This is a genomic window from Aquimarina acroporae, from assembly GCF_023195925.1.
GTDB lineage: Bacteria > Bacteroidota > Bacteroidia > Flavobacteriales > Flavobacteriaceae > Aquimarina > Aquimarina acroporae.
On the sequence record NZ_JALPRE010000004.1, the window covers coordinates 1 to 14,147 of the forward strand.

Annotated in this window: 17 protein-coding genes; 1 reads left to right on the plus strand and 16 read right to left on the minus strand. The window is 33.5% G+C overall.

Features of this window, described 5'->3' with window-relative positions:
• Positions 1-178 precede the first annotated feature (178 nt).
• The 11 genes from M0D21_RS08110 to M0D21_RS08160 all read right to left on the minus strand — a co-directional run bounded on the left by M0D21_RS08110 (position 179) and on the right by M0D21_RS08160 (position 9,471).
• Entirely contained in the window at positions 179-646 is a 468-nt protein-coding gene (locus M0D21_RS08110; protein WP_248328247.1) for a hypothetical protein, read from the minus strand.
• Between the two features lie 53 nt (positions 647-699).
• Positions 700-1,077, minus strand: coding sequence for a DUF2200 domain-containing protein (locus M0D21_RS08115; protein ID WP_248328249.1), 378 nt, complete (start codon positions 1,075-1,077; stop codon positions 700-702).
• Between the two features lie 105 nt (positions 1,078-1,182).
• Entirely contained in the window at positions 1,183-1,548 is a 366-nt protein-coding gene (locus M0D21_RS08120; RefSeq protein ID WP_248328251.1) for a nuclear transport factor 2 family protein, read from the minus strand.
• 176 nt (positions 1,549-1,724) lie between these two features.
• Positions 1,725-2,603, minus strand: a complete 879-nt coding sequence (locus M0D21_RS08125) for a VOC family protein (protein WP_248328253.1) — start codon at positions 2,601-2,603, stop codon at positions 1,725-1,727.
• A gap of 60 nt (positions 2,604-2,663) precedes the next feature.
• The gene (locus tag M0D21_RS08130; protein ID WP_248328255.1) at positions 2,664-3,551 is read right to left on the minus strand and encodes a Cif family virulence factor; all 888 of its coding nucleotides are present in this window, start codon (positions 3,549-3,551) and stop codon (positions 2,664-2,666) included.
• A gap of 76 nt (positions 3,552-3,627) precedes the next feature.
• Positions 3,628-4,251, minus strand: coding sequence for a Crp/Fnr family transcriptional regulator (locus M0D21_RS08135; protein WP_248328257.1), 624 nt, complete (start codon positions 4,249-4,251; stop codon positions 3,628-3,630).
• A gap of 104 nt (positions 4,252-4,355) precedes the next feature.
• A complete protein-coding gene (locus M0D21_RS08140; protein ID WP_248328259.1) occupies positions 4,356-4,928 on the minus strand; it encodes a hypothetical protein in 573 nt (190 codons plus the stop codon).
• Positions 4,929-5,081: 153 nt separating this feature from the next.
• Positions 5,082-5,672: an imm11 family protein gene (locus M0D21_RS08145; RefSeq protein WP_248328261.1), complete on the minus strand. Its 591-nt coding sequence runs from the start codon at positions 5,670-5,672 to the stop codon at positions 5,082-5,084.
• Between the two features lie 52 nt (positions 5,673-5,724).
• Positions 5,725-6,111, minus strand: a complete 387-nt coding sequence (locus tag M0D21_RS08150; protein WP_248328263.1) for a hypothetical protein — start codon at positions 6,109-6,111, stop codon at positions 5,725-5,727.
• A gap of 210 nt (positions 6,112-6,321) precedes the next feature.
• Positions 6,322-8,010, minus strand: a complete 1,689-nt coding sequence (locus M0D21_RS08155) for a PhoX family protein (protein WP_248328265.1) — start codon at positions 8,008-8,010, stop codon at positions 6,322-6,324.
• A gap of 237 nt (positions 8,011-8,247) precedes the next feature.
• The gene (locus M0D21_RS08160) at positions 8,248-9,471 is read right to left on the minus strand and encodes a GTP-binding protein (protein WP_248328267.1); all 1,224 of its coding nucleotides are present in this window, start codon (positions 9,469-9,471) and stop codon (positions 8,248-8,250) included.
• 124 nt (positions 9,472-9,595) lie between these two features.
• Here M0D21_RS08160 and mog point away from each other — a divergent pair, with 124 nt between their 5' ends.
• Complete coding sequence (mog, locus tag M0D21_RS08165) at positions 9,596-10,126, plus strand: molybdopterin adenylyltransferase (RefSeq protein ID WP_248328269.1); 531 nt, start codon at positions 9,596-9,598, stop codon at positions 10,124-10,126.
• A 39-nt stretch (positions 10,127-10,165) separates the two neighbouring features.
• Here the strand turns inward: mog and M0D21_RS08170 are convergent, their stop codons facing one another.
• From M0D21_RS08170 to M0D21_RS08190, 5 genes are all read right to left on the minus strand, one after another.
• Positions 10,166-11,134 (minus strand): leucine-rich repeat domain-containing protein, encoded by a 969-nt coding sequence (locus tag M0D21_RS08170; RefSeq protein ID WP_248328271.1) that lies wholly within the window; start codon positions 11,132-11,134, stop codon positions 10,166-10,168.
• A gap of 9 nt (positions 11,135-11,143) precedes the next feature.
• Complete coding sequence (locus tag M0D21_RS08175) at positions 11,144-11,635, minus strand: hypothetical protein (protein WP_248328273.1); 492 nt, start codon at positions 11,633-11,635, stop codon at positions 11,144-11,146.
• A 138-nt stretch (positions 11,636-11,773) separates the two neighbouring features.
• A complete protein-coding gene (locus M0D21_RS08180; RefSeq protein WP_248328275.1) occupies positions 11,774-12,574 on the minus strand; it encodes a hypothetical protein in 801 nt (266 codons plus the stop codon).
• A gap of 48 nt (positions 12,575-12,622) precedes the next feature.
• Positions 12,623-13,135 carry a GNAT family N-acetyltransferase gene (locus M0D21_RS08185; RefSeq protein ID WP_248328277.1) on the minus strand — a complete coding sequence of 171 codons (513 nt, stop codon included), beginning with the start codon at positions 13,133-13,135 and terminating at the stop codon, positions 12,623-12,625.
• A gap of 166 nt (positions 13,136-13,301) precedes the next feature.
• The gene (locus tag M0D21_RS08190) at positions 13,302-14,144 is read right to left on the minus strand and encodes an NmrA family NAD(P)-binding protein (RefSeq protein ID WP_248328279.1); all 843 of its coding nucleotides are present in this window, start codon (positions 14,142-14,144) and stop codon (positions 13,302-13,304) included.
• Positions 14,145-14,147: the final 3 nt, after the last annotated feature.

A 14,147-nucleotide genomic window follows, 5' to 3' on the forward strand; every position in this document is an offset into this window, starting at 1 on the left:
GCCTAAATGTTACCCTAAAAACTTAATAAAACATCACTAGAGGATAACAGCTTATCGCTACCAGAGGTTGTATGCTCTTAAGTAGTATAATAAGGCTTTGAAAATCTCGCTGCTAAAGCCTTAAGAATCATGAAATATTATAAAAAGTACAAATGCCAGTTGATGAATTACTTAGCTACTATTTTTCTGTTTTTATGTACACTTCGATTATTTTTCGGTCAACACCAAGTTCTTTAATCTCCTCGATACCACTTTGAATCAAGGTGTCACCTTTTACTTTTACATTAAATTCAAACGTATTGCTTTCCCATTTTCTGAAATTACAATATTCCAAAACCTCGGTATATGTATCTCCTGCCAATGTATAAGATCCTCCTCCTGCAACGAATACTGCCAAGGAATCTTCTCCTTTGTTGAGGTCGTGATTAAGAAAAGCAAAATGAGAATCGTTTATGATTTTGATCATTCGCTTATTAGATAAATCTTTTTGATACGTACTATCACCTTGAATCGTAGTTGCCGAAATTAACTCCCAGGTGCCAATGATCGGGAACATGTCATTGGTTTGTTCTGTTGTTTGTTGTTTCGTTTGGTCTTTACAAGAGCTTACCAGCGCTATGGCTAGTAGTAATACAAGAATTCTCATAGTGTTTTAGATTGGTTACAATGTCTACGCCTTGTTGGTGGCAGGTTTTTTAGTTACTTTTTTTCTTCACGCAAAATCTTCTCCATTTTTCGACCTCTAGCCAATTCATCTATCAGCTTTTCCAATTGTCTGCTTTGTTTGTACACTTCAAATTCATCCTCTATTTCTTCGATTCTATACCCGCAAACCACTCCTTTGATCATGTGAGCGTTCTTATGAATCTTAGCTTTTTGAAAGAATGTTCTATATGTTACTTTTTCTTCGATTAGGCCGTCTAGCGTCTCTTGATCGTATCCCGTAAACCATTTAATTACCTGGTCCAGTTCTTCCTTTGTTCTATCATTTTTCTCCAATCTATTCAGATAAAGAGGATAAATAGTTCCAAAGATCATATTGGCAACTTTTTCGTTTTTTTCGGCTGTAACTTTCATAATGATTAGTGTATTGGTTACGTCTCTTGTATGCTGTGTTTACTCCCTAAGGAAGTATATGTAATATAGAAATTGTTAGCTGTTTTTAGTATTCAAAACTCAGTCTCATTTTCTCCCTAAATGTTCTGTCAATAATTTCCAACTGTTATCCTCTTTTATTAATACAGAAGTTCCAATTCCTTTTCCAGAAACAGATTTTCCGTTTACAATGCCTGTCCAATAAAAGTCAAATAAGTAAACCGAAAAGCTCTCCTGTTTGCGCAACCATCTCACATTTTCGATTAAATATTCTTCATTTTTTATTTTACTAAAATTGTTTTCAAATGCGGTTTGAACGTTACTTTTTCCAAAATGTACTGAGCCATCAGAAAATGTAACGGTTACAGATTTGGAAACCAGAGGTTCTATATTTTTCCAATTTTGTGTCGCCAAAGCATTTTCATAAGCTTTTATAAATTCTTCTGGACCCATTTTGTATAAATTATCGGTAACACATTTATATAGCTGCAAAAGACGACTATATATTTTCTATAAAAATAATAATTATCGACAAGAAGAAATCTTAAGGATGTTTTATTTAGATATATTTTGGTAATTTTTTCATTCTTTTTTCATCTTGCCCTTAAATTTAAAAAATTCAATTTCCTTTAAGCGTTCAAGTCCCGGTTTTTATGCCCGTTGGTGTATTCGGCTTTGACCAAAATAGTATGGTTATCTATAGTTTTAAATAGTATTTGGTCCTTTTCCTGATGAAACAGAATATTATTGGCTACCAATCGTTGTTTTACAGTATTTAAATTCCCTAAAAAATTAATGGTTTGCAGGCCGTTTTTGTCGGTAACTTCTAGAACGAAATTATCGTCTTGTTCACTGTTCCAGTAATGTTGTATTTCAATAAATAAATGACTTTGTTGATACATCCATTCTCGGTTTTCAATAGCATCGATATCAGGATTGGGGGCTTCTAAATCCTGATCACCTAAAAAGTATAAGGTAAATCCTTTACCACGATTGACATACATGCGCACAAATAATTTCATACCTAAAATGTCTTCGTAGAGTTTAATAGTTTTTACGGGATCTTTGGTGCGTATGGTCAATAGCCCCAACGCTGTGGGTTCTTCGGTTTGCACTGGTGTGTTTTGCCGAAATGTTTTTTGAATGTATTCTACTTTATGATGTTCGGTATCTTCGGTATGAGATAAATACCCAATATCATCAAATTGATAGGGCTCCCCAATAGGGAAATTATGCTTTTGAACATTGCGATATGCTTTTTGAATATCATCTACAAACAAACTGTATTTCCAGTAATTATGTATTGCTGCTTCTTGATATACCCTTTTCTCAAGTTGTGGCGTATATTTTAATTGAATAAAAAAATTGGTGTTTTTAAAGCCCAAATCGAAATATGTACTGTCATCTATAGTTGCTTCTTTTAAAAGCGTATACCCCAAAACATCAATATAAAAGGGAAGTGTTTGTTTGGGGTCAAAAATTTGAAGTGTAAAGCTTTGTAATTTCATAGTGAGAAGATAGAAAAAATTGAGGCATGTTCTATATGATTCGAACAGCCTCAATTTTTATTAATATTGTTGTAATACTTCGAACTCATCATAGGTTAATACCCATTTACCCTCTTTTTTCTCCCATTTTTCCTGGTAAATTTTACCTTCTCCAATATTCATGCTCCATAGTGATGTTAATACGGCTGAATGATCTGTGATCACTTTAAAAGTCGGGTTATGGTACGTTAGATTAGTCGCACCATCTTCAATCATTTTTGCCCAAAAACTTTTAATGTCTTTTTTTCCTTCAACGGTTGGAAAAGGTACAGGATGCATACTGGCATTTTCAGAATAACCATCTCCACAAATTTCACTCTTCCCTGTATTAAAACCATCTGTCCACAGCATAGAAGCCTTAATCATTTCTTCTAGCGCAACATGGCTGCCTATTGGATTGGTAGGATTGTCTTTTGGGGTTTTAAACTGTTCTAAAACGTGAAAATTATCATAGGTTAATACCCAGGTTCCAGATTTCTTTTCCCATTTTTCCTGATAAATTATACCTTGTCCTACGTTTATGCTCCAATTGGCAGAAAGGAATGCTGTAGTCTCGTTAGCAACTTCTACACTTACATTGGTATATATTAAATTGGTAGCCCCTGAAGTTATAAATGGCATCCAGAACTCAGAGATTTCTTTTATTCCTTTTTTAACGCCAAACGGCATGGCGCTCATAACGGCATTAACATCATAACCTTGTATGCAGGCTTCGGTATTACCTTGGTTAAATTCGGCAATCCATTTTTTACTGGCTTCTAATACTTCTAATGCTACTTTATGATGTGCTGTTGGTGAATGTGTAGTATAAGATTGGAGGGGTTCTTTTTTCATTTTATCTTGTCCTGTACAAGACGTAAATGCTATAACTAAAATTATTACTGTTAATAGTGTTTGTGTACGTTTCATTGTTATTGTATTTTATTTTCAATACAAAGTAACGCTACGCAATAAAGGTATACCTGTGACTTTTGTTACAAGCCTATTATTTTTTTTCTAGGAGTATGATTTCTCTTTGTCCTAATATTAGTCTGTTACTCTTTTCAAGATTTTTTAACAATCTGGAAATTACCTCTCTGGTGGTGCCTAATTCTCGGGCTAGTTCCTGATGTGATTTTTTAACAATACCATTGGAGGCTTTTGAGGTTAGATAATCAAACAAACGGTCTTTAAGTGGTTGAAAAGCTAAGGTCGAATATTGATTAATAAGGTGATTATAACTTTCTCTGAAGGTATTAGTAGTAAAAGTATTCCAAGATTTGTATTTAAAATTCCAATCTCTAACAAATCGCACAGGAATGTTTAGAATACTACAATTTTCTTCAACAATAGCATTTACGGTGCTTTTACAATCTTCAAAACAAGCAGAAAGTGACAACGTACAGGTTTCCATAGCGTTTAAATAGTAGATTAGAATTTCTCTATCTTCATTAGCCTGGTATACTCGTACTTTTCCGTCTAATACAATTTTTAGAACCTTAATGTACTCATTGTTTTTAATGATGAAGTCACCTTTTTCATGCCTGGAAATGTTAGAATGCTCAAGAAGAGCTTCTTTAAGTTCCTGTTCCAGAATTGGCAGCTTATTTATAAACTCGATTGTTGTCATTTATAATTAATCAAATTTTATGTTTGGCGACTTTACAAATACACATATACCTTTTGATTAAGCCTAAAGCCATATGTTTTCTTATGCTTTGTCAGGCAACGTTTTTAATTCCACACGGGACAAGTGGTCCAAGGATATGGGCATTGATATTTTCTTTCAATCCATCCAGTATATAACTTTCCATTTTTTTTGAATTTCACTTTTGCCCAAGTTCCATTTACCTCAGTCAATTCAGTTGATAAATATTCAATAGCAGTAAATATAATATTTGAATTTTTATCTGTGTTTTCATAGAAGTTAATTTTAACTCCTGATTCTTTTGTGAAATGGGGAAGTGAAATTTTCATGTTTTCAGATGATATCCATTTGCCTTTATATTTTCCAATATCATTGTTCAATTCATTTCCTTCGCAAGCAGGTAAAACAATTACATTTTCTATTTTCAACCAGCCATTATTTGATTCAGATATTGCAAATTTATACCAGCAAAGAGATTCTGTCAAAACTGTCAATTCTGTAATAATTTTTCCACTGGGGCTTTCATATATCGATATCGGTTTAGTTTCTTTATCTGAATAATAACATTCGACATAATCTTTGAAAAATATTTGAGTTCTTTTTTGAGCTATACTATGCAAAGAGTTAACAGTTATTACTATCAAAAGGAATTTTCTCATACGTTGTCCTGCGTTTAACATCTATACCTTCTCAAAATGGTTTTGAATTTCTGTAAAACATTTCTTTTTGGTGGTAATACTGAGATATGATGTAGAGATTATTACATGTGTCTCATTGGAGTTGCAAAATGCGACTTCACATTTTGTACACGTTTATCTTTCTCCATTATACCCATCCCATCTTTCAGGAGATATTAATTTTATACCCTCCATTTCTGTCAGTTTAAATGCCTCCTTAAACAATTCATCTACCAAAATTATTCTAGTAAAATACTTTGCTCTGAAAATCTTGTCAGAGGTATGCATATTTTCCATAAGCACGAGTTGATCGATACTCCAAATCATGATATTTCCTTCGTCTTGATCCATATCCATTATGGAGAGGTTCTTGTCGATACAATCTAAAACCCCAACAATATTAGCGACAAAATATCCTTCTTTGACTGGTTCGTCCACATTTTCAATAATAGTAGCCGGAAAATATTGAATATTATCTATGCCCATGTCTTCTAAAAAGGTTTTAAAACGTTTAGAGACTACCGAACATCCTGTATCACTAACTGCATAATCTGGAAAATACCCCTTAGGTAAGCTTTCACAAAAGAATTCTAAATTAGACAAATTATAGTCATCTTGAGAAATCGATACACCATTTTCCCAAATCATTTCATTACAAGAGGAGTTAACAGAAGCCGTTAAAGAAGGAGATATTTCCTGATCGGGTAACAATAATGTTTTTTTCATTTTGCAACTAACCTTATTCTATATTTACGCTTTTTGTTTTATTGTTTGAGCCTTAGTTTTGTATTTTGGTAATTGTTATTCCAGCATTTCCACACCTTTTGGAAGAACCAATGGTGGTATATGTATTACCATTACATTCGGTAATAACCATTTTCATTTCATCTCCTTCCTTTAAACAACCTGGTAAATTGATAGATTTTACAAAAGTTATAATGTATTCTCTATTATTTATCCATCGAACTTTACTAATAGCTTTTGATTTCCCTTCATTTAGTAATTCTATTTGTTCATTTTCGGTTCTAATAACAGTTACTTTAATTCCGGACGTTACATACTCAAAAGTTCCAGTTCTGATATTCTTAAGACATTCTTCACTTTGAGCATAGGTAAAGTTATATGAGATTAGAAAGAAAAGAGAAAGGGTTACTATTGTTTTCATAAGGGTTTATTTGAAATTACTGCCATCAAATGTATATAGTTATAAAAAGTAATCATATATTTTTTAATAAAAATAGCAATATTAATGGAGAGGAAATGTCCGTGTATTTTATTTAGATATACTTTAACCTACTCAAGCAATATCAAATAAAATTCCCCACTCGATATAGGAGCGGGGGGATGTATTGTAAAATGTAGTAGTTATGCTTTATCAGGAATTTTGAGACTCCTGTATTTGACTAAGTTTATTCATTTTTTCTATTAAATCACCAGTAATAGCCACCACGGCGGGTTTAGGAATATTGTCCTTGTCAAAAGGCCATTTACTGGTTGGATTGTTCACATCGGTGGTTTGTTCTCCGGGATGTTGCACACTTAAAAATAATGTTTTTCCATCTGGTGAAAACCATGGTCCGGTAAGTTCGGCATCGCGTGGTGCAGATGCTACTCGAATTACTTTACCAGCATCTTTACCATATCTTGGGATCACAAACAAGCTATTGTTTTTAAATGGCATATAGGGTTTATCTTCTTTGTTCATACTACTACCAGACATATCTGAAGTCATCCAAAGATTTCCCGATTGGTCAAATGCTAGATTATCTGGGCATGAGAAACCGTTTTCTTCTCCACCTGCGATATAGGTAGAGGCTTTAAAATCAAGAGCGTCAAAAGCTGCATTGTTCTCTTCAATTTTTAAAATTGAGCCGTGAAAATCATCTTTACTTTTGTTGTTGGTTAATGTCACAAATATATTTCCGGTAATAGGATCAATTTCGATATCCTCGGGGCGGTTTAATTCGGTAGCACCTAATAATTTTGCTGCTTCTCTGGCTCTAATGAGCACTTCGGTTTGATCTTTAAATTTGCTTTTTAAAATGGGTTGATTTTCCCAATCTAAAGCAAGCCATTTTCCGTTAATAGTATCAGCTACATAAAGTGTGCCTTCTTTTAGAGAACCAGGTTTAGAAGATATAAATTTGTATAGGTGTTCGTTGTTTTTATCATCTCCAGTATATGCAACCACTCTTTTATCTTCTAGTTCATATACAGTGCAACATTCATGGGCAAATCGACCCAAGGCAATATGTTTTTGAGCGCTTCCGTCTTTTGGGTTTATCTCTACTACCCATCCATAATGCTCTGGGGGGTATTCATAAAACTTTTCCCAACCGTACCAACTGGGTCTATGAGTAGCTACATTTTGCTCATCATACTCTGTTTCTCCAAAGCAACCATCATAGTTTTCTTCGCAAGTGAGAAAGGTTTGCCATGGGGTAATCCCGCCAGAACAATTGCTAAGTGTACCCATAACGGTAGTTTTTCCTTTTATAGGGGAGTCCCAATTTAATTGAATAGGGGTTTGTGCCGTGATTCGTCTATTATAAGGATCGTTTTCTACAATCTTCCATTTTCCGTTTTCTTCTTTAATTCTTATAATACTGCCCCCAACATTATACATTTCCTTATCTATTTGTTCAATAGTTCGATGTTCTTCAGGTTTTTCAAAGTCATGGAAATTGAAATTGGACACAAAAAGCGGATTTACATATTCATGATTCACCCATAACAATCCGTCTTTTGGATTATTTTCGTCAAAAGGAATAAAGCAGGTAAAATCATTATTAAATCCAAAGTGATCTTTATTACTAATTTTATCTCCCCATTTAATAATGGTATGATAATCTAGACCTTTTGCGAGTAGTAAATCGTCTTGGTCTGATGCTGCTATACCTTCTAGAATGGTTTCTTTTAGCAGCTCAAGAGTTTCTTTTGGTTCATCTTTTATATTTACGGTATTGCTGTTATTACCGCAGCTAATTAAAAAAGGAGGTGTTATCATGGTCCCTAAACCGGCTTTACCAATAAAGGATATAAATTTTCGTCTGTTATATTCCATATTATTTTTGAATAAATGCTAATAGGTACATAAAATACCTTCAACTAGATGTTTTGGTTGTTGATCAAAGTTTTGAGTTAGGCATTACTGAACGGTGAAACAAGATACAGCATTAAGGGTACATTTATTTTACCTTTTGTTTAAGTAATATGAAAGTTACCGTCATCTATTTGTTCTTGATGAATTATCAACTTCGATATAATTCAGAATGATCTAAAGGGCTGTAAAGTTAAGAACCTATTGTAAAGCAAAAGCTCGGTCAACTGGCCATTCATCATCATAGCCTTGTACCCATGTTTTGGTTGCTAGTTCTTCATCGGTTGCTAAACAACTATTAAGTTCTGCAATGATTTGTTGTTTATTCATGTCCTGACCAATGAATACCAGCTCATTTTTTCGATCTCCAAATGTAACATCCCATTCAGCTTCAATATGCTGTTGATTTTCTACAAATGGTAAATACTGAATTCTTTTTTCAAAGGGCATGCTAGACCACCAAACACCAGCATAATCTGTTCGTATTGATCCTCCTGCCTGACCCCAGACAAGAGCTTGTTCAGGTCTTGAAGCGATCCAGAATAGTCCTTTACTTCTAATGATTCCTGCTGGAAATTGGTTGCGGATATAATTTAGGAATCGAACAGGATCAAAAGGTTTTTGACTTCTGTATACAAATGAACCTATACCATATTCTTCGGTTTCTGGGGTATGCTCGTCTTTATTCAATTCTTCTATCCATCCTGCACTTTGTTCTGCTTCTTCAAAGTCGAATAACCCCGTGTTTAAGATTTCTTCTGGAGATACCTTACTGAAAGAAGATTCTATAATTTTGGCAGTAGGATTTAGTTTTTTAATTATAGATTTTAGAATTCCTAAAGTTTCTTTGGTTACCAAATCGGTTTTGTTGAGAATAATAACATTGGCAAATTCGATTTGGTCTGTCAATAAATTCACAATAGTTCTTACATCGCCCTCGATATTGGTTAAATCTCGGTCTATAAGGGTCTCTGGGCTTCCAAAATCTTTAAAAAAATTGAAGGCATCAACTACCGTTACCATAGTATCTACATAACTGAAACGGGATAGATCGATTCCATTATCTTCGTCTACAAACGAGAAAGTTTGAGCCACTGGAACCGGTTCACTAATACCCGTACTTTCTATGAGTAAATAATCAAATCTGTTTTCACGAGCAAGTCGTTCTACTTCTATCATTAAGTCTTCTCTCAAGGTGCAACAAATACAGCCATTGCTCATTTCTACTAATTTTTCTTCTGTACGTGAGAGCGTGTTTTCACTTTTAACCAATTCGGCATCTACGTTTACTTCGCTCATATCGTTTACAATAACCGCGACTTTTAATCCATGTTTATTGTGTAAAACATGGTTAAGAAGTGTAGTTTTTCCTGCACCTAGAAATCCACTTAAAACAGTTACTGGTAATTTATTAGAAATATTCATCGTTGTTATGGTTTATAATAGAGATGTATTGAAGTACAAATCTAATAAGAAAATACTAATTGCAACTATGTTGCATTTGATTTTATATCTCCCTATTATTGCAAGAAATTATGTGTACTGTACTATGAACTCATTAAAGATTGGCATACTTACCGTTTCAGATAGGGCAAGTAAAGGGATTTATGAAGACATTTCTGGAAAAGAGATTATTAATGTTTTGAATGAGTATGTGTCTTCGGTTTGGGAATCTGTTTATGAAGTAATTCCCGATGAGCAGCATATCATTGAGGAAAGACTTATAACTCTTAGTGATACAAAAGAATGTTGTCTCATTTTTACCACAGGAGGCACAGGTCCTGCACCTAGAGATGTAACACCTGAAGCTACAGAGGAAGTATGTTATAAAATGATGCCTGGGTTTGGCGAACTAATGCGTCAAGAAAGTTTGAAGTATGTGCCTACAGCTATTTTATCTCGACAAACAGCAGGTATTCGCAATAAAACATTAATCATAAACCTACCAGGGAAACCTAAATCGATTAGAGAATGTATGCAAGTGGTTTTTCCTGCTATTCCGTATTGCTTAGAGTTGATAGGGGAACATACGATGGATACCAATGACGAAAATATAAAAGTGTTTAGACCTAAAAAGTAATTTGTTGGTTTAGAGTTTACTAAAGTCTATTGTTTCTTGTTATATCCTGAAATTGATATTCGGACACATATTTTTAAGTTGTTGTTTTTCCTCTTCGGAAATTTTATTTCTCAACAATATAATTTCTTTGAATTTGTGGCAATTATTAAAATGGGGTAAAAAGCTTTCAATTTGATTGTTGCGTAAATCGAGTCGCTTTATCTGATTGAGTTTTTCGAATCCTTCAGGTAGTTGTTTTAGGTAGCAATTTTCAAAAGTTAACTTAATCAATGTGTTTAGATTCGATAATTCTTTTGGAATTTCTCCAAAATCACAATCATAAAAGAAAAGATATTTTATGCTGGTTGAGTTTAAAATTGAAGAGGGGAATTCATTTATTTTTGAAACCCGAAGTTCACGTAGTTTACTGAGTTTATCCAAATCACCTAATTTACCAATACCGTTCCTTGCCAGATTGATATATTCTAGTGAAATGATAGAAGGTATAGCTTTAGGAAATTCTAAAAAATTGTTCCCGTTTAAATCTAAATCGGTTAAAGAACTCAATTGATCAAATGATCTGGGAAGCTCTTTTAATTTGTTATTTGCTGCGAATAAATGAGTAAGGTTGCTCAAGTTTCCAAAAGAATCAGGTAAATACGTTAGATCGTTATCTCTTAAATATAGTTCTTTCAGGTTTTTTAAATTGCCTAGAGTTTCTGGTAAAGAGTCTATTTCATTGTCTTGTAAGATTAGCTCTTCCAGATATACCAATTCTCCAATTTCTTTTGGTATAGTTTTGATTTTATTATCCTGTAAGTCGATCTTTCTAAGGTATTTAAAGTTGAAGATTTCCATAGGAAACTTCTCTAAATCCTTTCCTCTCAAAACCAGATACCCTACTTTATCAGGTTCTTTAAGACCTTCTTCTATAGAATAGTATTCTAACCAATTCACATCCTGAGCATGTATTTTTGCTAGACTCGAAAAGGTTAAGAATAGAATTATTTGAAACCAAAATTTTTTCATACTCTTTGTTTACTTCGTATTTTTAAAATCATCTTGGAAATACCTAGTCCATTTTCCATTAACTAGCCGTTCACCATATTCCTGAAACCCTCCATCTGCAGTTTTGGAGAAAACAAATCTATTTTTTTCACTACTAGAAACTATGAATTGACCATTTTTATATGCTGCGGGATATTTGGCAACTCCTCTTTTTGAAAAAGGGTAATAATAATAGGTGCTGTCTTTTTCATCATAATAGATTATTGTGTGGAGTTGTAAGAACTCTGTATTCAATTCAATAACCAAAATATTCTTATCCAGATCATAGGTGATTTTTTGGTAGGCAGAACCTTGTTTTGTGATTACTCCCTCCTCATATAGTTTGGTTGTTCCGATCCACTCACCGGTCATAAAGCTAAGCAGTTCCATTTTTTCTTTCTTGATATTTTGACCGAAAACAGAATTACCCAATAAAAGCAATGTAACTACATAAAGAGATCTAAGAGTAACATGAAAGTTCATATGTATTTGTTTAATGAATATAATGTGTAAATTTTCGTATTACAGCCACTAAAGTACCAAATAAATAGCGACGTTGTAGAATGGCATAATAATTTTGTAATGTATACCTAGTGCTTATAAAAGTTGTAGATATTTCTTTTAATGTAACTGTATGTGAATATGATCATCGTGCCTTACAGCTCTGCAACCGTGATATCGTATTTTATAATGTGTTAAGTTCATTCTTTTCTTCAAATGCGGTTCGATAAATAGTTTTCCTAAATCTTTGTTTCTTAATATGGCCTGAATGAGTTTTTTTGTGCCTTTTTCTGAAAAAACCAATTCTTTATTTATGTTGCCAAAGCTTACATATTTGGGATAATCATACTGAAAATAACCACTTTCTAAGCATTTATGTATTTGGTTGTATTCATTCGATTTAGGGTTTTCAAATACTCCATACCCACTTACCGATCTTTGCTTACTTGTTATTACTCCATTTTTTGTTTCGTAAATCAAGCTAATGTCAATTTTCTTCCCGTCGTTATGGCTTAAATGAGGGAGTAACGGAAATTTATTTATAAACGGAAAATTTGCATCTAAATAACTAATTTCTATACCAGATCCTTTCAATGCTTTTTCGGTTTTTAAGAGTACATCATTAAGTTCTGGAGTAACATAGTTTCTATTTAATACAGTGGTGAGATAATTAGAAGGTTGTATACCATCTGTATGTGTTACTTTTTCTCTACCAAATATGGGAGCAATAAGAGGAACTAAAAATAAGGAAGTTATTACATAGCATGTGATAAAAACTGAAATTGATTTAAATTTTGACTTCCACTTCAGTTTTTTTGAAATGATCATGCTGAGTACATATACAATTCCGCCAATTTGAGTTACTATGGTTAGAAAAACAAATAGCAAAATTTTTGTTGTTATTTTGAGAATACTTTTCAAATACAGGATTTAATATATATAACGCCTATATCATGTGTTTCATTATACCTATTTGTTACCTCTAACTTTTGTTTTTAAACTATAATACGACAAGATTTCTTCCCCTCTTTTGTGGTTGCCTGTGTAATTGAGTCCTAGTTTTTGTAATAGGTTAATTGATCTTTTATTATTAGACAAGGTGATAGCAATGATATCTTCATAAATGTTTGAGTGACTAATCTTATCAAGATATGCTTTGCTGGCTTCAAGGGTATATCCATTTTTTTCGAACTCTGGGAGTAAAGCAAATCCTATATCGGGAAATTTTTCGTTATCTCGTTTTAGAAAAGTGACTACGCCAATGGCTTCTTTAGTTTCTTTTAATTCAAAAACGTTGTAATAAAAATTTGAGTTATCTAGTATTTTTTGGATGTATGTTTTTGCATCATCTTCATTTGAAATATTTCTATCTCCAATAAATTTTAGCCATCCCTTAGAGTTTACCAAATCAAGAATAAACTTAGCGTCTGTTAGAGCAATTGGTCGTATGAGTAATCTTTCTGTTTCTATATCTATGTACACTATGTTTTTCTTTTTTTATATGTCTTCGAAAGATAGTGAATCAAGATGAATTCGTAGATATTCGGTTTGTTGTTTGACTAACTCAATTCTACTGTGGAAATTAGAATCTTTGTTTAGAAAAATACCTAAGGGTAATGCTATTTTACATTACCCTTAGGTAAGTGCATTAAATAGACTGGTCTGCAACAAGATTCCAAACTCCTGTTGATGCTGTCTTTTCTACATATTCCTGAAAACTAGTGGGTTTTCTGTCGAGTACTTTCTCAATATCATGGGTGATATCTGAGTTGCTTGGGTTCCCTAGAACTTCAGTAAACAGATACTCGATAAGCCAGATAAAGTCCTCTGGTAATTTGTGATCTCTAAGAGCTGCTACATAGCTTTCGATACTCACTCCTGTAAATTGAATTTCTCTGTCGGTAGCCTCGGCAATAATAGATACAGCTTCTTCAAAAGTCAATCCTTCTGTCCCCGTAAGTTCGTAGATTTCACCGTTATGGGTGTCTTCTGTTAATGCTTTTACTGCAACTTCGGCAATGTCATTTGCATCTACAAACGGGATTTTTGCTTCGGCAAAAGGTAGTGCTACATGTCCGGCCAGTACTCCCTCTGTTAAAAAGTTTTCGCTAAAATTTTGATTAAACCAGTTGGCTCTTACAATGGTATGATCTAAGCCAGAGTGAATGATTACTTGTTCACAGAGTTGTGCTTCTTTCTCTCCTTTACCCGAAAGTAATACCAGTTTTTTCACATGGTTACTTTTGGCAACTTTTACCAGTCCTTCTATAGCTTCTAGTGCTCCAGGTACTGCCAAATCTGGTTGATACGTGATGTAAATGGCTTCCATTCCTTCTACAGCAGCCGACCATCCTTCAGGATTATGCCAGTCAAATGCAGGGCTTCCCGATCTGGAACCAACTCTTACATGGTGTCCTAAATTATTCAATAGGTTTACAATTCGTTTTCCGGTTTTACCGGTTCCTCCGATAACTAAAATGTTATTTTTCATAAG